A 23,924-nucleotide genomic window follows, 5' to 3' on the forward strand; every position below is an offset into this window, starting at 1 on the left:
TCAAACCCTGCCATCTCCTCGGCAGGAAGTGCATCTGGACACAATTCTGGGTTACTGATACGTTCCCGGCCTCCAAAATTCCCAAAATCAACTCAAGTTTCCGATCAATCTGCGAATTGTTCGCTGCGCTGCGGCAACGATTCTCGAATGATCGTTTCGTGATGACGTTCCTCAAAAATTCGATGCCTGCCTTCAGAACACGGTACGAAGCCGTGTGAGGCAACTGCACAACTCTGGTTCGCCAGTAATCAAGGATGGAGTCTGTCGTGCGAACTCAAAAACCGATCATCAGTTCTCTTTTGGCCGTGCTGTGGCTGTTCTCGGCCTCATCCGTGCAGGCCATCGAAAACGATCCGAAGAATCACTATCCACTCAACGAGAAGTTCGGGCCGTGGATGGTGATGGTTGCCACCTTCAGCGATGTCCGGGACTCGCACCAAAAGAAGGACGGACTGTCCGCGGAAGAAGCGGCTGACAAACTGGTGCACGAACTGCGTGCCAAGGGCTTTCCTGCCTACTCATATGTCCAAGACAGTCGGAAGGAAAAGATCGACACCTACGATCGACTGGGAAACAAGGATCAGCGAGTCTATACCGCACAGCATGATATGGTCTGTGTGCTCGCAGGAAACTATGCGAAAATTGACGGTACAGACGCGCAGAAGACCCTGGCTTACATGAAACGATTTCGTCCGAAATTCATGTCGGATCCCAAGTCAGGTGCGATCGCGCGGAACCCCGCCGATCCGCGCAAGGGACCTTTCAGTGGTGCGTTCCTCACGATCAATCCGTTGCTCAAACCCAGCGATGTGGTCCGTCATAAGGTGGATGCCGAGACCCTGCATTTCAATTCGGGCATCGATTATCCCCTGGTCGGTTTGAAGAAAAAGTACACTCTGAAAATCGCCACCTTCAATGGCAAGTCGGTCGTGCCGGTGGGGAGCAGCCGGTATGCCGGTCACGAAGAGAACTTTGACAAGACTCTGGCACAAGGTGCCCATAGTCTGGCACGCGCCGGTGAAGACGCGACGCAGTTGACCTATGCCCTGCGGCAAAACAGTGCGGCGAACAAAAGCTTGGGACGTGATCGCTTCGAAGCGTACGTCTTCCATGACAAGTTCCAGTCGTACGTGACCGTCGGTGGATTCGATTCCGATAAAGATCCGGAAATCAAACGACTCGCTGAAGTCTTCATGGCGAAATACAAACCCAATCAAGACGGCGACTATGCGCTGCTGGGTGAATCACTCAGCTTGCCCGGTGCGACGCCACACGATTTGCCGGTCCACACCTGGGCCTTTGATCCAGTCCCCAAATTGATCGAAGTTCCTCGGCTTCGATAAGTCCCGACGGGTTGACCATTCTTGCAATATTGAACGAGCGTCCTGGTGGAAACAACCCGCCAGGACGCTCGACTCATTTCCTCAATCTTCTTTCGTGTGCCGACGATTTGTGGGCGGTCTCGATCAGAGCCGTGCAATAAAACGAACAGGCCCTTCTCGATCTGCGTTCGAGAAGGGCCTGATTGATGAACAGTCGTCAGAAATCGATTCAAGCTGCGCGACGGATTTTTTCACTCACTTCGAACTGAGTCGCGGCCGATTTGTCCGGAACCTTCGACCAGCGAGACACTTTGAAAAGATAGCAGCAACGATGGCATCGCGCGGATTTCGTCAGGAAGGAAAAGACGTTCGCGTTTCCGCTGGAACTGAGATAAACGTCATTCATTTTGCAGCGAGGACACCGCATAGCGCTCTCCGTATGAGAAAAAACGTCCGTTCAGTGATCCGCGGTTAATATCACGGACCCGCGCCCTGCCCTTGCGCGATCGAATCCACTGGGACACGAATCAATTCAGATCGGGACGAACTGAAGTCCGTTCCCGCGATGATTCCAGCCACCGACAAGAGTCATTCAGGTCGAACTTGGCGGTTTGTAATTTGATCCGCAAAGTGCGCGAATCCCAGTTTTTACCTGTTCAAGCGGTCTGGCTCGAGAGGCAGGGTTCGGGCGTTGATTCCGTCGGAATGAGGGATTCGGTCGCTTCCCTTTGCATTTCGTACAGACCATCCCCGTTCAATTTGAAGAATTGGCGAAACCAAAGCATTCGCTGGACATTCGGTTGCGGCGGTGTGAGCGCGAACCGTGTTCCGCACTTTTCCTGCCAGTCAAACAACATCCCGAAAAAGCCGCTGGGAATGTATTTGACGTAACGCATGTCGATGACGATCGAATCGCAATCTTCGCCATCAATTAAGCGGAAAAGGCCTTCGCGCAAGAGCGCAAGATCGGCTCCATCCCAGATCTCCATCTCGCCCATGTGCAGCAAATGCAGCCTGTCCCGAACTTCGATCAGCATCCGTTTGAAGCGCCGCTGGACCGTCATACGAGCCCCGTCGTGTGTACGAGTGACCTGGATCAAACCTCGAACTCACTGAATTCGAGGACATCTGTCACTGAACGCAAACACTGGGCCACGTGGATTGGATGAGTGGCTTTTTCGCTCAGAATGAGCGTAAGGCGTGTGATGCTAGTTGTTTAAATAAAATTCTTGTTGCGAGGTGCTGGCGGCGTTGTTGTTGTGTTTCCGCAACATGCGAAGACGCGGTGTGGCGTGCTCGCAACATTCCAGGAAACATCACAAACCTTGAATCGGACGAAAGGCCGAATCGCGTCTCCATTGGAAAACCAATGGAATGCCAATGCCGTCGAGCGCGTGGCGCGCCACGCACCATCGCAATGGAAGGGGCCCGTGCGTCAGACATCATCCGCGACGTACATCAGCCTGCCGCAGGTACAGAACCGAACCTTGCCTGCGCGAAGTTCAAGATAAACTTGAGCTGTCACGGACACATAGCATTCGCTGCAGGACTTATTGATGACGGGTGCCAGAGCGTCCGCTCCATAGGCCTGAACCAGACGGCGGTATTGAGGAAGAAGATCGGGAGGCAGGATTTGTTCGGCGTCCGCGACTTGAGCTTGAAGTGCGGTCGCTCGTTCATTCAGGCCGGCCGTTTTCGATTCCACATCGGTGGCCAATTTTTGCAAATCGGCTTCGGCGGCCACGATCTCAAGCTCATGCTTCTTGACGTCCATCTGTGCCCCGTCGACCTTTTCCAAGGCTTCGAGGATTTCGTCTTCGAGAACACTTTTGGCCATCGTGTCAGCCGCGATCTGCGAACGCAGGGCTTCGTACTCGCGATTGTTTGCGGCAATATTCAGCTTGCCATTGAGGTCATAGATACGCGCTTCGCTGGTCTTCAGTTGCAAGTTTTTCTGGTCGGCAGTCATCTTCAACTGCTTGACTTTGGCCTTGAGTGCTTCGACCTCTTCTTTTTTCTTGTCGATCGTCAGCTTACGTGCTGCGATCTGTCGCGGGCCACGTTCCAGTTGGTCGGAAATTTCGCGTAGCTTGATTCTCAGGTCGTGTAATTGCTTCATCCCAGCGCAAATCGAACTCATCCACAACTCTCCTGGAAACCTACCGCACCCCGCGACTCTCCGACCGTTCCTGACTGACCTGGTAACACACGTTCGAACGACGCTGCGCGGCATTGACTGCCGTCACGCACTCGAGTTCGACGCTGGATGACCGCACTGCAAAGCGTCGTGGTGCATCGGTGGTTCCAGGTCGCGAGAGATTGTAACAGAAAAACGACGCCGATGTCTGTTAATCTTCGGCCTTGTTTGTCGCGCCCTGGAATCATCCTGTAGAATAAGTCGTGGGCCCCTAGTGACTTTGCATTGCCGCTCTGTCGCGTCGTGATTCCGTCTTTCCTATCAGCTCAATTCGCTGTCCCACGAGTCCATTTTTGCCAGGAACCTGCGACCATGGATTTTCCGGTTTGTCCCGCGTGTCATCAATCGGTGATTGACGATGACGCTGTGGACTGTCCGTTTTGCGGCGCGTCGATGAAGGGAAAGCCCACTGCCAAGCCTGCCGCTAAAGCGGCTGCGATCGCTCCCAAGCCCGAGACCACTGCTTCAAAACCCGTCGTGACGAAACCGGTACAGGGGAAATCGACGCCGGGCAAACCGACCTTACCTGGCGACGATTTTCCTTTCGAGGCTGAACTGACGACCGGCAAGTCGGCCATTCAAGCGATGCCGAATCCCACGAAGCAGCGAACCTTGAAGGTCGTCTGCCCGATGTGTGATACGCCGGGCTATTTGCCGCCGACGGCGGCCGGCCAAGAGATTCGCTGCGCGAATGCCAAATGTGTCATGCCTGTTTTCACCGCTCCGTCCGAGAAGAAAAAAGAGCCTGAACCGGCTCCGCCACCACTTCCACGTGCGAACCGAATGCCCCTCATCGCCGCGGCGACAGTGCTGGTGATGGCCGTTGTCGGCGGAGGGCTTTACTTCTACAGCACGCTGCCGGGAAATGCTGTAAAGGGCCCAAAGACCATGTCCGATGAGGACAAAGCGCTTTTGGCGGAAATGAGTGGGAAAGGTGTCAAGCCGGCAAATGCCGGCAAGACGGGTGGAAAAGCGGCCGATCAGACGAATGGCGAAAAAAATCCCAATGTGGTGCCCCAAACGTCTGAGCCCACCGCCGAAGTTCGAATTCAAGACGCGTTGAAACTCATGCAGAATTTCAGTCTTGAAAAGTCAAAACAGCGTAGCAAGCCCTATTGCCGCCAGTTGTCTGCCGAGGCGAGCGCGATCGCGGGCGACGTCAAATCGGCGAATGAACATCTGGGACAGTTGCTCAAAGTCGGAAATCAAGTCAGTTACTATCAGATCACTCCACTGCTCGAACTGTTCTGGCGCGAATCCGCGGCGGGTGACAAAAAGGCGGCGGCCTCAAGGCTGGACGCCGCGATGAAGGAAGTTTCGAAGATTCCCAAATTCGGTCGCACCCGTTTGGATATCGCCGGGCGACTTGCCACGGCACTCGTTGCCAGCGGGCGCGTGCCTGATGCGAAAGCCTTGCTCAAAGAAATCCATTCGTCCGATGAGGAAGGTCAACTGGCGGCGAAATTGCAAATCGCGACCGACGGTCATGTTGCCCCGCTGCAAGAGTCCTACTCTTTGTTGCCAGGTCAGTTCCCTCAGGCGGTTGCCACGACCGTTTCGTTGATGACCCGTGGTCAGATGGAGGCCGCGGCGAACTGGGCTGCGGCGCAGGACGATGACGAAGCCAAAACCGAGTGTCTTGCTGCTTGGGCAGAAGCCGTTTCCAGGCAGAACGCGAAGCAGGGGGCTACTGATGTGGATGGTGCGATTGCGGCCGCCCTAAAGTCGCTGTCGCCAGCCCTTGCCGCACGCGTCTGGGCACGTGCCGGTTGTGGACGGATCGCCGCACAGGATCACGCGGGGGCCGCTGCCGCAGTCAAGCTAGTGCAAGAGTCGATGGCCGCCGTGCCGGTTCCCCAACCGGTCGCAATGCCGAATCTGAAGGCGACGCTCCGATTCAAACTTCCCTCGGCCGTTCCAATGGTTCAGGCCGCAATCGCAATGGGCGAGCTGGCCCATTTGCAGTCGTTGTCGCCCGAGTCCAAGGCGGACGCGGAAAAATCACTGGAACTCGCCTTTGCATTCGCCGACGGAATGGCTCCTTTCACGGCGATTGCACGAAAGACGTACGACGAAGCCGAGCGACGGGGGCCCGTGGGCCTGCGTTCCTTCTTAAAGACTGAATTGAAAATCAAGTCTGATGACGAAGCCCGCACTGTGGCCAGCAACTACAAGACGATCCTGCACGACATTGTCGAAGCTTCGAATGAGCGATTCGAGCTTCAAACGAAGTTGCTGCAAGGATTGTTGCGTTCAGGATTGGATCTGAACCACAAGATCTGGATCATGGTCAACGCGAGAGCGACTTCTGATGATCTCAACCGCCGTGATGATTACTTTGCGACGTCCATCCCCGGTGAATTGATCGAACGCATGAAGGGCACCGTGGAAGAAAAGGCGATTCGTGGCGCCTGGTCGCTGCATGCCAAAGGGGACGCACCGCCTCGTCCCGTGTCGGCAGAGTTGAACGACAAATTGCAGGCCAACCCGGGCACTGCGGTCAAGTACTTGAGCTCTGCCATGCCGAAGTCCGCTGCGAAAGATGAACTGATGCTGCTGACGGTCTCGCGTCTGGCCGAGAAGGATCAGCTTCCCGTCGCCTTCAAATTCATCGCGGATCTGGACGACATTGTGAACCGCGAGGAATGCTATCGATTGGCTGCGGCGATTGGTGCGCTTCGAGGCCAAGTCGCCCCGGTTGTGAGCCAGATCGCGGCTGTCGTGGAACATACCGAGAAGGTTTCGCTCTGCCGTGGGCTCGTTGCCGGTTTGATCGATCACTGAGACCACCTACGAGCGGTCGCGAGTGTCGGCTGCGTCTTTGGCTTTGCTGACCGACACTTCGACGATCTTGTAGATCTCTTTTTCCTTCTTCAACACGAACGAGATGACTTGCCCACTGCGTTGATTGCGGACACTCCGCTTGATGTTTGAAGGGCGTCGGGCTTGCACGTTTTGCAGTTGATCAAACGGTTTGAGCGATTCGCTGATCTCTTCGATCTTCGCTTCTGGTAATTCGCCTTCTCGGAGTTTGGCTGCGATTCCTACGGCCGAATGACTGACGTAGTCACTCGCGGTTGCCGTATCGCCGTCCGCAAGTGCAATACAGAAACGGTACAGAGCATCATCGGCACTTCCCGCCGCAAATGTCGACGGCGCGGGGCCCCCTGTCTGCACGGGGCGTCCAGTCCGACCAGGTTGCCCCGGGAGATTGCCCGCTCCTGGAAGAGTGCCTGCCGTTGGGGCAGTTCCAGCCACTGCGGGCGTGGTGGGCTGGTTCGGCGTCATTGCTGTGGACATTTCGTCGTCGTCATCACCACGCCGTCGCTTGGGTGGTGCGGGTTTGGGAGTCTGTTCCGCAGGATCATCATTCGCAGTCACTCCGATACTGAGCTTCCCTTTTCGTTCGGGTTGATCGGCCGCCAACGCCGATTTCCCATTATTTATGACGGTTCCTACGCTCAGAACGGCCAACAAGCATGCACCACTGAGTCGCACCGAGGAAATCCAGAATGTCATTCGCGGAACCTTCATTGCGTTCAAAATTACCCAACATGTGCCAAAGCATCTCGACTGATCAGTTCATGCTGATCAATTGCTGTGACAATCGCAACCAAATTCCACGATGGAAGTTTCTCCCCTGCTATTCGCGGAACTGCCACCGCACACAATTCAGTAGAGCTCCTCTGGAAATTGGCTGCCTGTGGAAATCACAGGGGCTGATTCGGCCCAGATGCGACGAGGCCCAGCGATTGTCACGATCCACGTGCCTGTTTCCCTGTGCTTCAACGGCGAGTTCAATCGTTAACAGTGGGTTCAATCGTTGTGAGCATGTACCTCAATACGGGCCAGATGTTCGCAATCCACTCCGTCGACTTGTCGGGGTGAAGTGAGGATGGAGCGGCAGACGTGGTGGTCGGAAGGGCGAGGATGATCCTCGTCACGTCGAATCAGTTTCCATTCCCCTTCCTCGCCGGATTTCAATAGCCTGTTCCATCCCAGACTGAATCGTCCCATGGTCCAGCGCGCATTCAGATCCTGAAGGGGCCGAAATCGGACGGTTCCGTTCAGATCTGTATACGCCATGGCATCGATGCCCAGGGGGCCGAAGTAACCATGTGACTGCAGGTCCAGTGCGGCCCGGAGCGCCACCTCGATCGAAGTCGACCAATCGGTGCGATGGCAGCGAAAGCGAGACTCGTTCCACGCGAACCAGCTTCCGGCATATTGCCCTCGTTCATCCACCTGCATTGGCGTTAGCCCAATCAGGCGAGGTTCACCGTGTTGTGGAACGTCGATCTGGATGCCGATTTCTTCCAGGCGATTCACCCATGGTTCAAAGAAGACGGCCTGGTTTATCGACAGCTTTCGTCGGACCCAGTTTTCCTCCGCGGGCTTCAGCGGGCCGCGCCCCAATATCCGTTCGCGTGCCGACATCCCAAACTCGGCCTTGACCACCCAGCGATCGTTTTCGACAGCGAGAGTTCGAATGGCGTTATTCAATTCCTCCAGCGATTCGGCGCGTCGTGCATGAGGCAACGCAACGTTCCATCGTCGCTCCAGTTCTTCAGAGGTTGCACGTGAATTGGCCCGTCGAACGGCCATAGCGGACGGTATCTCGGCATGCCAGCCGAAACGAGTCACGAGTCGCCTCGTGTCCTCCGACCAACCCCATGGCACACACTGAACGTCACGCGGCACATCGGCAAACGCGACGACCGGTTGAGCCGCAGGAAGCCCCGCGCGCGTCGCGTCGTTCCAGAATTCCGGGTCGATTGGCAGCGGCGTCCAGATCCAGTCGCCGTCTTCGGCAACAGATAGCCAGGCCGTGGCCAACTGGGCGTAAAACGACTTCAGTTTGGCGGATGGATCCCGTTTCGTCGGTTCCGCCAATTGATGCTCAAAGTCGAAGTTCCCGATCAGCAAGCGGGGTGGCACGCCGTCATCTCCCTTCCATCGTTTGCAGACGTTGCAGTGCACTCAGGCTGTGCGTACGGGATCGGTTTCGTGATGGCTGGCAGTGGCGGGCAACCCGGGAAATTCTTGGCCGAGTCGTGCGGCGAGTGCTTCCATCGCGAATCGCTCAGTCGCGTAGTGACCCGGCAGGATCAGGGCAATACCCAGTTCGGTCGCTTCCAAACATCCGTGAAAACGGACTTCGCCCGTCAGAAACGCCTGGCATCCTGCTCGGTGCGCGTCGTGCAAGAACTCGCCCGCTGCACCACAGGCAATTCCCAATCTCTTGATCGTTTGGGATGGATCACCCACGAATTGAAGATTTGGCTGTCGAAGCTTCTCGGCCACAATCCGGTTCAACTGTGCCAGCGTCATCGGAGTGGACAGAGTTCCCATGCGACCTGATCCGGCACCATCACCCAGCGATCTTGCAGAGAACAGATCGACTGCGGGTTCTTCGTATGGATGGCCCTCGCGCAGGGCATTCAGCACGCGATCGAGCTGCTGAGGGGCGCAAACTATCTCCAGTCGCACTTCGTCGATTTGCTCGAACTGCCCAGCCCGTCCGACCGCGGGCTGTGTCGTTTCAGAACCCTGAAACGAACCTGTTCCGCGTGTTGTAAAGCTGCACTTCTCATAATTCCCAATCACACCCGCCCCGGCGTTCCACATCGCCGACCTGAGTGCTTCGAGTTGCGGTTCGGGAACGAACGTGACGATCTTAATGTGTTCTTCCGCCTTGTGTGGGCGCAGCGGTCGAATGTCGTGCAGCTCCAGTCGTTCCGCGAGTTGCTGATTGATTCCGCAGTCCGAGTTATCCCACGCGGTGTGTGGGCTGTAGACCGAAATTTCGTGCCGGATCAAGGTCAGCAGTATTCGCCCTTCTGGGGTGTTCGCGGTAATGCTTTTGACAGGCTTAAACAGGATCGGGTGATGCGTGATAATCAATCCGGCCCGGGATTGAACCGCTTCGTCGGCCACGTCACTTGTCAGCGTCAGACAGGTCAGAATGCGTTCAATTTCACGGTTTTCGTCACCGACGATCAGTCCAACATTGTCCCAGTCTTCCGCCAAACGAAGCGGGGCGATTGTTTTCAGTCGGTCGCAGACGTCGCGAACGGTGGTCATGAAAAACATCCTCATCGTAGGTGGGCGCGGCGTGATGATCGTGGCAAGGCTGCCACTGCGACGGTTTCCCGCTTATAATGACCGCACAGGCCAATTCGGGGCGCGAGCTGGCTCTGTTTTTCGGGGAATATGGAACGCCATTCCGAAAACAGCAAGCGCATTTGCGTCGTGATCTGCCGTTTGAATTCCGATTGTCACGAAGTCATTGAGTGGAAAAGTTGTCATGCCAAGTTGTGTGCTCGCGTATTCGGGCGGACTGGATACCTCGGTTATTCTCGGGTGGTTGCAGGACGAAGGTTACGACGTTCATTGCGTTTACGTCGATCTCGGCCAGCCGGGAGAAGATCGCGAAGCCGTGCTGAAGAAGGCGTATGCTTGCGGCGCCAAGTCGGCTCGAATTGTCGACGTTCAGGAAGAGCTTTGTCGTGACTTCGCGTTCCCCGTCATGCAGTGGCAGGCTCGATACGAAGGCGTCTACCTGCTGGGGACCTCGATCGCCCGTCCGTTGATCTCCAAGATCTGTTTGCAGGTGGCCCGAGAAGTCGGGGCCGATGCCTACGCCCACGGAGCGACCGGCAAGGGCAACGATCAGTGCCGATTTCAGCTCGCGGCCGAAGCGCTTGATCCCGGCGTGAAAATCATCGCTCCGTGGCGAATCGAAAAATACCGCAACAAGTTCCCCGGCCGCACCGAAATGATTGCGTTCTGCCAAGAGAAGGGAATACCGGTCAAGGCCTCGGTCGCCAAGCCGTATAGTTCTGACGAAAACTGCCTGCATATCAGCTATGAAGCGGGTGTGCTGGAAGATCCCCAAGTCACCGGTGTCGATATTCCCGACTATGGGATGACCGTGTCGCCTCAGGAAGCCCCCGACAAGCCGGAAGAGGTGACGATCGGCTTTGAACAGGGTGTCCCTGTGACGCTGAATGGCAAGAAGGTTAGCGCTCTGACCATGGTCAAGGAACTGAACACCATCGGCGGTCGAAATGGTGTCGGTCGGCTCGACATGATCGAGAACCGCTTCGTGGGAATGAAAAGTCGCGGCGTCTACGAAGCTCCTGGCATGACGCTGTTGTACGAAGCCCATCGCTACGTCGAACAATTGACGCTCGATCGTGACCTGCTGCATCTGCGGGATCGCCTCTCGCCGGAAATTGCCGAGATGGTCTACTACGGTTTCTGGTACACGGCGAAGATGGACGCCCTGATGGCGTTTAACAAACAAACGCAATCGGTCGTGACCGGTGAAATCAAGCTGCGTCTGTACAAGGGCAACATCACCGTATGCAGCCGCACCAGCCCGAACAGCCTGTACGATGACAAAATTGCGAGTATGGAAGCCGGCGGTTCCTACAATCAGACCGATGCGGAAGGGTTCCTGCGGTTGATGGGATTGCCCGCACGCGTGCAAGGTCGAGTCCGGCCACGCACGTACTAAATGGGCAGCAAAGGCGTTGACCGCAATCAACGCATCGCTTCGTTTCAATAATGGATTGGCAACGAAGGACGCGATTCGTGCAAGACGTCTTGAAAACGGCTGGACGAATTCTTCGTCTCGGACTTCCGTTTGGTTTGCTGGTGGCCGCCATGCTGGCGTACTACTCGCAAAACTTTACGGTCGTCTCAAGGCATGGTGACTTTACGCTCGCGACATCGGAACTGATGGCGGATCAGTTTCCGGCTCATGTCGCGGGCGAAGGCCTCCCCTCGAGAGTTTTCGATGCCGTGCCGCATGTCGGCGTCGCAAGCCCCGTCGCGAAGCGTTTGCGGCTCAGGCGGCAGGCGGGGTTTGCCTATGGGAATCGCGGTCATTCGGTTTCGTTCAGCTGTGACATCCCCGAGTTTCCCGAAGACTCGGCGTTCTTGAAATCCTTGAATCAGCAACTCCGCCGTGAATACGAAGCCGCAGCGGCCGAGTTCACTGTTGCGGATTGGACGACGGTCTATGAGGGCTGGAAGGAACCGCAGTCCTATTTGATGAATTGGGAAGGCTCGATTGACCTCGACATCATTCATGCGTCATCGACAGTCGTCAGCATCCTGGAATCTCGTCATGAATACACGGGTGGGGCTCATGGGAATCTCGTCCTTGTGGGACGCTGCTTTGTCGAATCACGCGGGATGGTGCGGCAATTGCAATTGGGCGATCTCTTTGAAGGTGGCAGCCCCTGGGCTCGGCGTCTGGTTGACTTCTGTCTGAATGATCTGCGTGAGCAGGGCGCTTCAAGCGTTCCACCGGAACCTGCCGACGATCCAGAAATGGAGTCGTTTTCGACAGAGGATTTGCGTTCATTCACACTGTCTGTGGACGGACTGACATTCTATTTCTCGCCCTACCATGTGGGCTGTTACGCGGAAGGCGTGTTTACGGTCCATGTTCCATATGCCGTCATTCGCGATTTGATTCCTGACCAAAGCCCCGCACGGCATTTCATCGACACTCAGACCAAGTAACTCTTTGGCGGAGTCTGTCTTGGGCAACCAACATGGCCCGAGTTCCGCGGGCACGCGGGGCCACGTTGTGAAAGACACTTTTTCATTGATGTGGTGTGCCACTGGCTGTGTCATTGCCAGTGCGTACTGGTGTGAGGAACACTGTGAGGTGGGAATCGAACGGCAATCGGCTTTCAGAAAGAACACTTGTTGAAAGGCCAGACGATCGCCTTCCTTGTCCTGCGACGGATCATTACGGATTGGGCACGGGCGTAGCCAGAGGCACACAAAAACCAACCAAAACATCCTCCACCGAGTTGGCCGCTGGGGCGGTCTCGGGCGGGGCATGGGGGCTACTTGATCGATTTCAAGAACATTTCGATCGCGGCGTCATCCAAAATCCCCTCTTCGCATTGGAGGACTACGACGACATCGCCTGCCTTCCCGCGGAAGTTGCCGGAGGCTTGCTGGTAGCGCGAGTTTGAAGCCAGATCTTCCCCATGGCCCACTTCAAATTGCCCGGGCCAACCCCGAATCGTCATCGTCTGGATTTCTGGTTTTTCGAGATTGATCGTTCGCAACTCCGGTGCGTACTGCCGCATCAGACGTTGTCCGGCCGTCATCCCCATGGTGGGTTGCCATTGGCCGATGACGAGCGTGCCACGCCCTTCTTTCTGCTGAAATTTGGCAATTTCAAATCGCATCAGGCCGAAGTCGACGACGATACCCAGCTTCCCCTGAAAACCTTCAGGCAACGTCCAGTCGGTAATTTTGGCCGCAATTTGGTTGGCACCATCGGGGCCTTCGAGCACTTCGGGGCGAAAGATGATTCCCAGCAGAAAACAGCAACCGGCACATGCCAGCAGAACCGAACTGGATGCGACTGCGATGATTCGTGTCAGTTTCAGTCGGCGGACTCTGACGGAGCGAACGATTGGATCTTCAGGCTCTTCTAGATCTGGCATCAGACTCTTTCGGATCAGTCGAACCGTGGCCGTCCCTGAGGACGGAAAACCTGTTCGATGGAAGTTTGGTTGACAACACGTGTCGGCAATCACACGCGGAGTCGACAAGTTAACATCTCACTGCATCGTCTTCACGTGAACGCGACGAACTCGTGACTGGATACCAAGTCGGATGACGAGTGTGGTTGTTTGGATTAGGTAATTCAGGTGAGCTTCACGCGAGCCGACAGTTCTGGTCATTGATTGATTCGCCGGACTCCGATCCTACCGAGCAACGGGACTGAATCGGGATCGAAGTTCGCTTCTGTCGCGTTGTCGATCCCTTCAAAACGTCGTCTGTTAACGCGCGTTTCATCAAAAATTGTCAAGTTTTGCGGCGATTCGCCCGAAGTGCGGATTTTCGTGATCAATTCGGCTGACAACGAATCGAATGACCTCGGCATGGGGGCATGCGAGTTCTGTTAAGCCGTTGATCTCACGCAATCAGCCGCGAGAAGAATGACTGCTATGGCCGTTCAGTTTGCTGGATCGAGCTCTACGGGAAACCGTCGTCGTCGCCGACTTGCCGCGAACGGCGATGTTGCGGGTGTTGATACGCCCCAGGTTGATGGCGAGGGAACTCAATTCGAGTCACAGTTGGTGGCATCGGAAGCTGCGTGTCCTTGGGTGCCCGTCTCGGAAGCACGGATCTGGATCTACTCCGCCGCGCTAATGGTTTTCTTGGCAGTATTGGCATTTGCTACCATTCGATCCGACCTGTTCCCCGCACAACTCAGTCCCCTGACGGCGACGCTGTTTTCGGGAGAGTCACCTGCGGCCGTCACGCAGACACAATTCGTACTGCTTGGGCTTGCGGCACAACTGGCGGCATTAATTACGTGGTATCGAGCGCGATGTATGCTCGACTTCGCGGGGCGCTATCGAGTCTGGCCGTGGGCCGTCGGCCTTTGTGCCATCGCGGCGTTCTGTCAGGCGACGGGTACGCATCGAGCGATTGGTGCGATCGTGGCGCAGGCGGCATTGATTCCGTGGCGCGGGCACACGGTGGCCTGGCTATTGCCACTGTGTGTGATTTCCCTACCGCTCACTCTGTTTCTGGATCGAGATACGCGAAAGAATCCTTCGAGTGTCTGGATGCTGCGGATCTCAGAATCGCTCTGGCTACTGGAAGCATGCCTAGAACTCTATCAGCCCGAACTTCGGGGGCAGTTGTGGTACGCGAGTACCTATCTGCTGGTTCCCTTGTTCGCGAGTGCCGCCTTGTTTGTTGGCTTGTGGCAACATGCACGCCTCGTCGCCTATATCTGCCCAGACCCCCCGGTTCTGGACGAACAAAGTGCCTGGTCCTTGGGATTGTCGGTTTGTCGTTGGCTTGGCCGCCGATTCGTGCTGTGGAAGCGAACGTCGACAGGCGCGGATGCGGAAGACGACGACGAGGATAAGCCGAAGAGACGTCGGAAAAAAGCGACGACGGACGAGGCGGCCGCCACGAAGAAAAAGCGAAAGCCTGCTGCCAAACGGGCGAGCACCGCACGGACGCGCACACGGGTGAAATCGGCCGATGAAGAAGACGCTGTCGATGACGCGGGCGAAGTCGCTGAAGAACAGGACCTGACGTCGGCCGACGAAACGGAACAGGCCGCCTCGGACGAATCCACCTCGTGGGAAGAGGCCGAAGAGCAATGGGAGGAAGAGGCGGTGGAAGAGCCTCCAGAACCGCCAGCTCCGCCTTCAAAGTCCAAAGGTTCGAACCGAGTCACGCAAGTGCATCAGCCGCACTCTGCTCCTGCCCCGCACGCCCGATGGCAGGCAGAGCCCGAGGAAGAAGAGGCCCCAGTTCAAGAGGAGCCAGCGAGTTCGTCCTATTCGGATTCGAACGACGAAGAAGAGGATGATGGGCAGTCCTATCAGGGTGATACGGAATTGACCGCTGAACAGATGCGTGGTCTGAGCAAACGCCAAAAGCGAGATCTCAAGAAACAACTGCGCGATCAAGAGCGAAGTCGCAAACGGTAATGCCGCGTGTGTTCTCGATCTGCCTGTAGGCTCTGGCCGTTCACGGCGACTGGCAACGCGCGAATTTCGTTTTCAGGCATCGGTCGTTGCATGTTTTGCTGCAACGACGCGCAATACGGTATTCTTGCGTCTGCAAGCGTTCCACGTCCGGGCGTGACGGATTTCGAACGTTTGGTGGTGATCGCTCCGGTGTCTTTTCAGATTCGATTTCGACAATGTCTCGACTTCCCTACTTGCGCGTCCTCATTGATCCTGTGGCGAGTTCAGGCGCCTGGAACATGGCCGTCGATGAAGCTCTTTTGGAGTCCGCGATCACTGACAATGTCGCAACCCTGCGGTGGTACCAGTGGCGCGAGCCCACTGTTTCGTTGGGATACTTTCAGAAGTCGGCCGACCTTGTCGACAACGACTCGATCGCAGGGTTGCCAGTTGTTCGCCGACTGACCGGCGGCGGGGCGATTTTGCATGACAATGAGCTGACGTACAGTATCTGTCTGCCTGCATCACAATCGTTGTTTGCACAGCCGCACGAACTGTATGACATCGTTCATCTCGCGATCATCGGTTCGCTACGACAGTTGGATTTTCCCGTGACGTTACGAGGATCGACCTGGAAACGCCCCGACGAGCCTTTACTGTGTTTCCAGCGACAGGACGCACACGACGTGACTCTGAATGGACAGAAGATTCTGGGGAGTGCACAGCGGCGGCGGCGCGGCGCTATAATGGAGCACGGAAGTCTGATTCGGAAGTCGTCGGAGCATGCACCACAGATTCTTGGGCTGCAGGACCTAATTTCGGTGTCACTTCCTGAAAATTTGGCGACCATCCTTACGGTATCTGTTGCAGATGCGGTTGCCGAGGCTTGGTCGATTGGAAATTTAACAGAATCGGAAATCGCGTTATGTCAAAATCTTGAAAAGGTTTACTGCACAAATATGCAGGTTCGGTGATGATTTGTGGTCACTACTCCTCGTTGACAGTCAACGGGAAGAGTGGTAGCGTAGCGCCTCTTGGTTTCCATCAATTGCTGCGGCGTATCAGGGGGCCTCTCCTCGATATCTTGAATTCTTATATCTGCCAGTGGCTTGGACAAATCGCTTCATCTCGAAAATACGGATTCAGCGCGTGACCATTCGGAATCGCAAGCGAACATTTCCCCGCATTTAGTATGGATCTCTAGACCTAGGGAGTGCCTGACTTATGTTGCAGGCTGAATTGAAAATTCTTGGTGGCAAGCATCAAGGAAAACTCATCCCCCTGAACACCAAGAAGTTCCTGGTTGGTCGCGAGCAAGATTGCCATCTGCGACCAAACAGCGATCTTGTCAGTCGGCATCACTGCGTCTTCTCGATCGATGACTACACCGTTCGGTTACGAGATCTCGGCAGTACCAACGGAACAATGGTGAACGGGACACTTGTCCGGGGTGAGGTTCTGCTGAAGGCGGGCGACCACGTTACGATTGGCAAGCTGGAACTCGAAGTCGCGATTCGCCAGTCGTCCGGGAAATCAAATCCACCGTCTTCTGCGTCGAATCTTCCGACGGCCCCGGCGTCGTCTCCATCATTGTCAACGGCCGAAATTCCGACAAGTTCGGAAGATGTCGATACGAGCTACGAGCTGCCCGCATTTGCGCCGCCCCCTTCGACAATCGAAGTTGCCGTGGCGGCGCCTGCTGATACCGCGATCATCGGCGCGACTGACCCTCAGATGCAGCCACCCGGATTCGCGGGATACCCTCCTCAGGGCTATCCCCAGATGATGCCCGCCGGTTATCCGATGCCGGGCGCCTATATGCCTCCACAGTATCCTCAGTATCCACCTTCCTATGGACAGATGCCAGGCTACGGTCAACCGATGGGGTATCCCCCAATGGGTTACCCTCAGATGATGCCGATGCAGCAGGGCTATCCGAGTGCCGCAGCGGTGGCGGCTCCGGTCGCCGCACCTGTGGAGCCAGAACCAGCGCCGTCATCGTCGCAGCTTGCCGTCAGGCTTCCCAATCCGGAAGAAACTGGCGTGAAGCCTGCAGCTGCACCGGCTCCTGCCGCTCCAGGGGCCGCTCCTCCGAAAAAGGAAGAGAAGCCTTCGACGTCGGCTGCCGATATCATCAAGCAATACATGAGCCGTCGAGGTTGATGTACGTCTCTGACGCTGCAATGATAATCCTGGTAGTGTCTTGGCGCTTTCGCTTGGCCAGCTCGTGAGAGGATCTGCGTTCGCAAACCTCGTTTGTGGGTCGAATGTTCAGGTCTGCGTGGGCGCCCGGCGGCAAACGGTCAATCAGGAGTGATGATATGTCGAATCCCGATCCCTCAATTGCCGATCAGCAGCGTCGATATCGGGAGTTTCTTGATCTGATGCCGTTGACGATCGCTCTCGCCGGCCTTCCTGCCAGCGATATTGGTAAGTACTACACCGAAGAGCAGATGGAAACGCGGATCTTTGCACTCCGTCATGCCTATAAACTCGCACGCCAGTTCGCGCGCGAGCAAATCAGTCGATAAGGTCAATTGGATGACTGTTCCGCTTGAGTTGGACTGCCGGTCCATTCACAACAAATTGGTGGCTGGTGAGTCGTTTCTGTTTCTCGACTGCCGCGAAGCCAGCGAGTTTGCGACCGCGCGTATTCCTGGTACGACGTTAATTCCGATGAGCGAGTTGACGCAGCGTGTCGGTGAACTCGAGCCCTATCGCGAATCGGCAATCGTTGTCCACTGCCACCATGGCGGACGCAGTCTGCGCGTGACGAATTGGCTCAGGCAGCAAGGCTGGCCTCAGGTGACGAATATGGCTGGCGGCATCGACGAGTGGTCGCAGCAGATCGATCCATCAATCCCCCGTTATTAGTCGCTCAACGCGCGCCGTCCTGACTGGTTCGGACGCAGCGCCAACAGGCTCGGTGTTCTGCTCGTCGCGAGTTCTCCGACGAGTCCGTTCCGGCTTGGGGCGTCGCGAGTGCGGGATCGGCGAAACTCGACTTTGATCGTGATGCGACCGTCATAGCGGGCGTGGGATCGACTTCCCGTGAGGGTCAAGCGTCGGCTGATCCAGCTCGATGGCAAGTTCTTTCTGCAGCTCAGGAGAAAGAAAATGCTCGACTTCTTCCGCCGTGGCGTGCAGATGATCGCCGGGAAGGTCGAAGTGTCGAGCCATGTACGCTTCCCACAGCCGATGGGAGCGAACCAGATTTCTCGCTAAATCTCGACCGCGATCTGTCAAAGTGGCTGTGGGCGATGCGGCGGTAATCAATCTGTGTCGGAACAGATGCTTCAGGGCAAGCCAATCAAACCACGTTCCCGCTGACATCTGATCGTGGTCCACCTGAGTCGACGTCGAGTTTGTTGTCGTCAGTTCGTCGCGGCGAAACAAGCTGCCGAGTCGATCTTCGCTCGCGATTCGAATCTTCAGGCGAAGTCGATCCAGTGTGCGCCGGATCAGGCCATGTCGTGGGCTGGCCAGGATGGTCACGATGAAGAGGCACCCGGCCGCAATCGCCATCATGCCCGCGGTGCTTGCGTCGCGAACGTCTGTGTAACCAAGTCTCGAGAACAGCATGCTTGGGATGGTGATCGCGCCGGCGTGCCCCAGCAGGGCACTTAGTGCGGCGATGATAAGCGTCAGGATCAGCATCATTCCTAGGCGATCGGTCAGCAGCCGTGCGGTCGCGGCGGGGACGATCAGCATGGCGATCACCAGAATGGCGCCGACGCTTTCAAAGGCCGCCACAAGCGTCGCGGCGGTCATCGTCATGAGGCCTAACTGGATCCATTTCGCATTCACTCCGACGGCACCAGCAAGGCCGGGATCAAAGGTACTGAGTCGCAGTTCTTTGAAGAAGATCAGCACGATCAGCCCGTTCACGGCGAGGATGATTCCATTGACGGCGGCAGCCTGTGGAATGGGGATCGCATCGGAGAGCCGCATCAAGACCGATGTTTCCAGGCTACCATATAAGACGCAGCCTGGATCGACGTGAACTTTGTCCGCAAACATGCGAATCAGCAGTAGGCCGAGTGCGAACATCGAGGTAAAGACCACTCCAATCGAGGCATCGCGATCCATGCGTCCCCACCGCTGAATGAGTTCCGTGATGACAGCAGACAGGACTCCCGAAACAGCCGCCCCAAGAAACAACACGAGGTGTCTCGATCCGGCATTTGGGGTCACCCAATGATTGACTTCAAGCCGATGGAGAGCCAGATAGGCAAGCACGATTCCGGGAAGAATGGAATGGCTCAATGCGTCGCCAAGAAGGCTCTGTCGTCGAAGCAGCAGCCACGCCCCCGGAAGCGAGCACGACATGGCGGCGAGGGCGCCAATCAGGACCGTCCAGGTGTCGAGCCATCCCCAGCCACTCAGAATCGAAATCAGTTCTCGGAACATCATCAGCTCAACGTTATCCGCGGGCGTTTGGTCGATTCACGAATTGCGGCCCTGTCAAAATCCTTGGGTCCGATTGGAAAATGAGACTCAGAAGTCGCGTTATTTTCGGGGCTGTTCAGACTTCTGCGGGGCTTTGAAAATCGGGATCAATTCGATCGTGACTTTCGTTCCCACTGGGGGAATTCGCTCCGTATACGCTTCGAACATCAGGTCGTCATTCGTGGCACTGCTGGTCGCTGCGAGATCCAGCGTCGCCGTGGCAAAGTTGGCGACACAAATCAGATCACCTGATTCGGCCTGGTAATACTTTTCGCCGGTTTTCTCATCCGTCACAAAAAAGCTTCCCGCGAAAACCCAGTTGGCTTCCATCGGGCGGATCTGCGATTGCTTGAAGATGGATTTCACCGCGGCCTGAAATGATTCATCTTTGGAAAGCTTCAAGCAGGTGTCACGCTGCATGGCGGTCATGTGACCATACCACAGCAATTCGTGGTGCTTGGTGTCCCACTTCAATTCGGAATCATCGGGCAGGCGGAACGTGTCGGGAAGCTTTTCGAGCTTCTCGACAAAGTAGCGGCGTGTAGCATGTCGAATCCAGTTTTGAGCGGGAACACGATGAGCCTTCTTCTGCTCGTCCGTCCAATTGAGGAAAATCTCGATCTGTTGTCCGGTGGCTGGCTGGTACTCGGGCTGCCATCGAACGGGGCTACCCGGTTCTGCCCCCAGTGCCAAGAGCCCCGCATGCACAATCTGGGCGGGCGACTGTACCGAGAGCAATGATTCGTGTTCTTTGGTTTGCTTGAGGCACACCAGCATTTCCAGCAGGCCTTCGCGCAGCACGACCTCACTTCGAAGCAGCAGCTTCTTTCCCTTGGCGTCCAAGAGAACCGTTCCTGATTTGTTCAGAGGCTTGGGTTCATCCGGACTGGATACAGTCGATGTGGGGGGCGGATTGTCGTCTGCGCCCTGGCAATTGAGACACAGATTTGTCCAGGTTAGCAGGGCGATCAAAGCGCTTATCGAAAATCGTCGCGTCATTGGGATACTCGTGAATGAAGGACGTTTGTCATGATTCGGCCACATTTTCGGGAATCGGGAATCTGTGTCACCGTAGCAGAAATGGCCCCGATTTCGCATCGAAGAATTCACAATGCCCCTTCAATCCGCTTCTGGAAACCTGTTGCGCAACTTGAAGGGGCTTCGTTTCGCGTTTGCACCGGCAGAGGGCAAATAATTCGCCGGTTCCAACTCGCCGGTACTTTCGTCGCTTGGAAGAAGTGTCGTTCGCGTATTGTATTGTCTCTGATATGAATTGTGAGCGTTGTGTCTTATATTGCGTCGCCTTGATCGGCGTGGCAATTTCTGGATCAAGAATTTGAAGTGGTTTGATTTGGATGACGAAATTCGCGTGCTGCATTGCGTCATCCCGTTGGTTAAAGTGAAATCATGGAACTTCAGAAACGGATGGCCGGCGCTTGCGCCTTGTGACCTCAGAGAACCGTCATCAAGGGGACCCTCAGTGGCCAGCGGAAACGTTTGATTTGCTTTTTACTGACCGACCGAAAGGGTTTGATTCAGCGTCGTCCGGCGATCTTTGCCACGTCTGAAAAGGAAAATGTGTTATGCCCGCTTGGCCTGGTGGACCGTGTCCGAAATGCGGTGAAGAGATGCCGCCGAACATGATTCATTGCCGTACCTGTCGGATGTTACTGAATCCAGAGTTGGAAAAAGATAGCGTCGAAATCCCGCATTTCGTTCCTCTCCAGGAGGTCGATAGCTTGGTTGAAATTACCCCCCTTGGGCTGTTCGTTGACTGCACGAGTTGCCATCAGGAACTCAAAATCAATCGGAAGTATCTGGGGCAGCGTGTGCAATGCAAATTCTGCTCGGCCGACTTCCGGCTGGACCCACAGAGTCCGGCGGTGATCGAGGCGGACTCGTATGCGCCGTGTCCTCATTGCCAGGAAACCTTGCGGTTCGCCAAGAAGTACGTTGGTTCGAAAGTCGCCTGCCGATTTTGCCAGGGCAAGGTTCATATTCTGAGCCCTCATTAGTTCTGAGTTCTCAGTCGTTTCATCGCAAGTCTGGTATCACGTTTGAGGCGCAGGGCGATGGTGATTCGTTGGCGGTTTGCGACGAGTCATTGTCATGCGCGGCACGGATGTCGAGGCCCGTCGCGCATCGTTTCGGGAACCACGCATTCGTCCTTCGGGACGCAACCTTCGATTGCTCATGGATCGTTGCCGCCCGCGGATGCGTCCCTGTTCAAATTGGGGCTCAGCCGGTGTAATGAGCAACATTCGGGAATCGTGCCCGACAGTTGCCGACACCTTCTACGACGAGCCTTTGATGACGACATCTGAACCACTGCGAATCCTGGTCATTGGAGCCCATCCGGACGATTGCGAATTGAAAGCGGGGGGGCTAACAACGCTTTACCGCCAGGCGGGCCACCACGTCAAATTTGTCAGCGTGACGAATGGTGAGGCCGGACATCAAAGTCTTCCGCCAGCCGAACTGGTTCAGACGCGATTGGCGGAAACGAATGCCGTCGCGGCCTTGATGGGGATCGACTACGAGATCCTGTCGAATCGAGATGGCCGCTTGCTTCCCACTCTGGAAGCGAGATTCGAACTGATCGCGTTGATCCGCCGTTTTCGGCCGGACCTGATTCTGACTCATCGCCCCAACGACTATCATCCTGACCACCGTGCAACCTCGACCCTTGTCTGCGATGCGGCTTACATGGTGATCGTCCCCCATATCGTTCCCGACGTGCCTGCACTGCGAGTGAACCCGGTGATCGCCTATCTTTCGGATCACTTCCAGCGGCCCGCACCATTCCAGCCGACGATCGTTGTCGATGTCGAGCCGGTGCTTGAACGCATCGTTGACCAGATGGTTTGCCATCGCTCGCAGTTCTTCGAATGGCTTCCGTACACACTGTGCGACGAGAAGTCGTTCCCGAAGGATGCTGCGGGCGAACGAGACTATGTGAAGCAGTTCTACTGCCAGTTCAATGGGCCACTGGCTGATCGATATCGCGATCTGGTCGTGAAAACGTATGGTGAAACAGCAGGGCGTTCTATACGGTATATCGAAGCATTTGAACCATGTGAGTACGGATCGCCGATGACGGCGGAAACACGCAAGCGACTGTTTCCCATGCTTCCATGAACGTATTTGTGATCGATAAGCAAATCACGTATCGCCTGGTCGTCCTTGAATTCGCTCAAGGGTGAGGTGCCGCGACCCTGTTCTCTGTCTGCAAGATCTGAGACAGGGTTTCTCCTTTGAGGCGGACATCCTCACCAAGAAAGAATGCACCGCTGCCATTGGTCAGGTGGTTTGCTTCGATGACACAGCCTGCCGGGTATGCCGGGGTCGCCCCGCGGGTATACGTCGCGTAAATGGCAGGCGCCTTCGAGTCGGACTTGCGCCAGAAACTATTTCCTTGAATCGTCGCGGCTCGCAGTCGACCGATCGTGAGCAGTGGGAAGTCGAAGCTGCGTTGACTCATGTGATTGGATTCGATGACGGCACCAAAAACCGCCTGGCCAGGATGATTCTCGATGTTCATGGCGGTCGCGATGACCAGCGGGTGTTGGACATTCTCGAAATAGTTACCCGTGACGCGTAACGCGTGGCAGACGCCGGCCCCTTCGACATGTCCTGATTCCGGTTGATCGAGGCGAATCCCAGACGACACCACCAGCCCATAGACGCCCAGCTCAACGATATTGTTTGCAAGCTGAACATTGGCCGATTGTTCGACGTGGGCGGCACCTCCCAGATCTCCGCCGCCCAGGCGACACTGCTGAATTCGCAGGGCGTTGCATTGCTGGTAGGCCGTTACGGCAAAGCCGCCTCCGCTGCAATTGATCGTTGATTCGCGAATCGTCACGCCATAACTTTCGCGCAGCTTGACGGTCGCGTCTTGATTCCGCTGACTGCTGAACCAGCAATTGTCGACAATCGCATCAATACCGCTACGCAGTTCAAGTACTGGGGCGGCTGGATTCGACGCCGAAAGGCCAGTCAGCTCGATCGCGCGATTCTGATTCGTCGATCCCACTGCCAATAACAGGGGGGCGCTCCCATCCCCCTGCATCAACGGAGGTTTTCCTTTAAACGCACCTCCGCCGCGGCAGGGACGATGTCCGATCAGACGTTTGGCGCCGAACTTGTTTTGTCCACCGATCTGAAGAGCGCCCTCAACATGATAGAAGGCGCGTACGTCGGGGAAATGAATCTCTTCCCCAGCGTCGAGCGCGGCCTGGATGGCCGCTCGATCGTCCGTCTTGCCGTCGCCCACGGCCCCGAAATCAAGCACGCTGACGCGGCCATCCGTGAGACGCTTTTCTGCTTGTCCACGGATGGGGCGAATGGAATAGCCCGATCCCAGGCCGACAATCGCCACAACACCAATTAACGCCAACGATCCAAGAAATCGCGACATGATCACGTTTGCTCTCCGGATGAATCATGGTTCCGTCCACGATGAATCGCGTTACGCGA

At 56.1% G+C, this 23,924-nt stretch carries 20 protein-coding genes; 11 read left to right on the forward strand and 9 right to left on the reverse strand.

Translation table 11 applies throughout. The annotated features are described in order from the left end of the window. Positions 1–266: 266 nt before the first annotated feature. On the forward strand, positions 267–1,343 hold the full coding sequence (locus tag OSO_RS0141130; protein WP_010588501.1) for a hypothetical protein: 1,077 nt from the start codon (positions 267–269) through the stop codon (positions 1,341–1,343). 635 nt (positions 1,344–1,978) lie between these two features. Here the strand turns inward: OSO_RS0141130 and OSO_RS0141145 are convergent. Further along, on the reverse strand, positions 1,979–2,386 hold the full coding sequence (locus tag OSO_RS0141145) for an STAS domain-containing protein (protein ID WP_010588503.1): 408 nt from the start codon (positions 2,384–2,386) through the stop codon (positions 1,979–1,981). Positions 2,387–2,757: 371 nt separating this feature from the next. Beyond that, positions 2,758–3,462, reverse strand: coding sequence for a zinc ribbon domain-containing protein (locus OSO_RS0141150; protein WP_010588504.1), 705 nt, complete (start codon positions 3,460–3,462; stop codon positions 2,758–2,760). Between the two features lie 369 nt (positions 3,463–3,831). Between OSO_RS0141150 and OSO_RS0141155 the strand changes: the two genes are divergently transcribed. Continuing rightward, on the forward strand, positions 3,832–6,303 hold the full coding sequence (locus OSO_RS0141155; RefSeq protein ID WP_010588505.1) for a hypothetical protein: 2,472 nt from the start codon (positions 3,832–3,834) through the stop codon (positions 6,301–6,303). A gap of 6 nt (positions 6,304–6,309) precedes the next feature. Here OSO_RS0141155 and OSO_RS0141160 read toward each other — a convergent pair whose 3' ends face one another. The 3 genes from OSO_RS0141160 to OSO_RS0141170 all read right to left on the reverse strand — a co-directional run bounded on the left by OSO_RS0141160 (position 6,310) and on the right by OSO_RS0141170 (position 9,603). Continuing rightward, a complete protein-coding gene (locus OSO_RS0141160) occupies positions 6,310–7,038 on the reverse strand; it encodes a hypothetical protein (RefSeq protein WP_010588506.1) in 729 nt (242 codons plus the stop codon). Positions 7,039–7,335: 297 nt separating this feature from the next. Continuing rightward, positions 7,336–8,457, reverse strand: a complete 1,122-nt coding sequence (locus tag OSO_RS0141165; RefSeq protein ID WP_157606279.1) for a hypothetical protein — start codon at positions 8,455–8,457, stop codon at positions 7,336–7,338. 42 nt (positions 8,458–8,499) lie between these two features. Next, positions 8,500–9,603, reverse strand: a complete 1,104-nt coding sequence (locus OSO_RS0141170) for a Nif3-like dinuclear metal center hexameric protein (RefSeq protein ID WP_010588508.1) — start codon at positions 9,601–9,603, stop codon at positions 8,500–8,502. Between the two features lie 223 nt (positions 9,604–9,826). Between OSO_RS0141170 and OSO_RS0141180 the strand changes: the two genes are divergently transcribed. Then, a complete protein-coding gene (locus OSO_RS0141180) occupies positions 9,827–11,041 on the forward strand; it encodes an argininosuccinate synthase (RefSeq protein ID WP_010588509.1) in 1,215 nt (404 codons plus the stop codon). 77 nt (positions 11,042–11,118) lie between these two features. Then, positions 11,119–12,057 (forward strand): PdaC/RsiV family protein, encoded by a 939-nt coding sequence (locus OSO_RS0141185; protein WP_010588510.1) that lies wholly within the window; start codon positions 11,119–11,121, stop codon positions 12,055–12,057. 332 nt (positions 12,058–12,389) lie between these two features. Here the strand turns inward: OSO_RS0141185 and OSO_RS0141190 are convergent, their stop codons facing one another. Continuing rightward, complete coding sequence (locus OSO_RS0141190; RefSeq protein ID WP_029248001.1) at positions 12,390–13,001, reverse strand: hypothetical protein; 612 nt, start codon at positions 12,999–13,001, stop codon at positions 12,390–12,392. Between the two features lie 507 nt (positions 13,002–13,508). Here OSO_RS0141190 and OSO_RS0141200 point away from each other — a divergent pair. The 5 genes from OSO_RS0141200 (at position 13,509) to OSO_RS0141220 (ending at position 17,870) form a co-directional block, all read left to right on the forward strand. Next, entirely contained in the window at positions 13,509–15,017 is a 1,509-nt protein-coding gene (locus OSO_RS0141200; protein WP_010588513.1) for a hypothetical protein, read from the forward strand. A 215-nt stretch (positions 15,018–15,232) separates the two neighbouring features. Then, positions 15,233–15,970, forward strand: a complete 738-nt coding sequence (locus OSO_RS47180; RefSeq protein ID WP_157606281.1) for a lipoate--protein ligase family protein — start codon at positions 15,233–15,235, stop codon at positions 15,968–15,970. A gap of 250 nt (positions 15,971–16,220) precedes the next feature. Next, the gene (locus OSO_RS49310) at positions 16,221–17,159 is read left to right on the forward strand and encodes an FHA domain-containing protein (RefSeq protein ID WP_010588515.1); all 939 of its coding nucleotides are present in this window, start codon (positions 16,221–16,223) and stop codon (positions 17,157–17,159) included. A 158-nt stretch (positions 17,160–17,317) separates the two neighbouring features. After that, positions 17,318–17,527, forward strand: coding sequence for a hypothetical protein (locus tag OSO_RS0141215; RefSeq protein ID WP_010588516.1), 210 nt, complete (start codon positions 17,318–17,320; stop codon positions 17,525–17,527). Between the two features lie 10 nt (positions 17,528–17,537). Continuing rightward, positions 17,538–17,870 (forward strand): rhodanese-like domain-containing protein, encoded by a 333-nt coding sequence (locus tag OSO_RS0141220; protein WP_010588517.1) that lies wholly within the window; start codon positions 17,538–17,540, stop codon positions 17,868–17,870. A 150-nt stretch (positions 17,871–18,020) separates the two neighbouring features. Here OSO_RS0141220 and OSO_RS0141230 read toward each other — a convergent pair whose 3' ends face one another. Both OSO_RS0141230 and OSO_RS49315 read right to left on the reverse strand, forming a co-directional pair. Beyond that, complete coding sequence (locus OSO_RS0141230) at positions 18,021–19,409, reverse strand: metal ABC transporter permease (RefSeq protein ID WP_010588518.1); 1,389 nt, start codon at positions 19,407–19,409, stop codon at positions 18,021–18,023. Positions 19,410–19,505: 96 nt separating this feature from the next. Continuing rightward, positions 19,506–20,444, reverse strand: coding sequence for a YdjY domain-containing protein (locus OSO_RS49315; protein ID WP_010588519.1), 939 nt, complete (start codon positions 20,442–20,444; stop codon positions 19,506–19,508). A gap of 584 nt (positions 20,445–21,028) precedes the next feature. Between OSO_RS49315 and OSO_RS0141245 the strand changes: the two genes are divergently transcribed. Beyond that, entirely contained in the window at positions 21,029–21,460 is a 432-nt protein-coding gene (locus OSO_RS0141245) for a zinc ribbon domain-containing protein (RefSeq protein WP_010588521.1), read from the forward strand. Between the two features lie 295 nt (positions 21,461–21,755). Beyond that, positions 21,756–22,583: a PIG-L deacetylase family protein gene (locus OSO_RS0141250; protein WP_040594128.1), complete on the forward strand. Its 828-nt coding sequence runs from the start codon at positions 21,756–21,758 to the stop codon at positions 22,581–22,583. 55 nt (positions 22,584–22,638) lie between these two features. Here the strand turns inward: OSO_RS0141250 and OSO_RS0141255 are convergent, their stop codons facing one another. Next, the gene (locus tag OSO_RS0141255; protein WP_010588523.1) at positions 22,639–23,865 is read right to left on the reverse strand and encodes a glycosyl hydrolase family 28-related protein; all 1,227 of its coding nucleotides are present in this window, start codon (positions 23,863–23,865) and stop codon (positions 22,639–22,641) included. Positions 23,866–23,924 lie beyond the last annotated feature (59 nt).

It is taken from the genome of Schlesneria paludicola DSM 18645, assembly GCF_000255655.1.
GTDB lineage: Bacteria > Planctomycetota > Planctomycetia > Planctomycetales > Planctomycetaceae > Schlesneria > Schlesneria paludicola.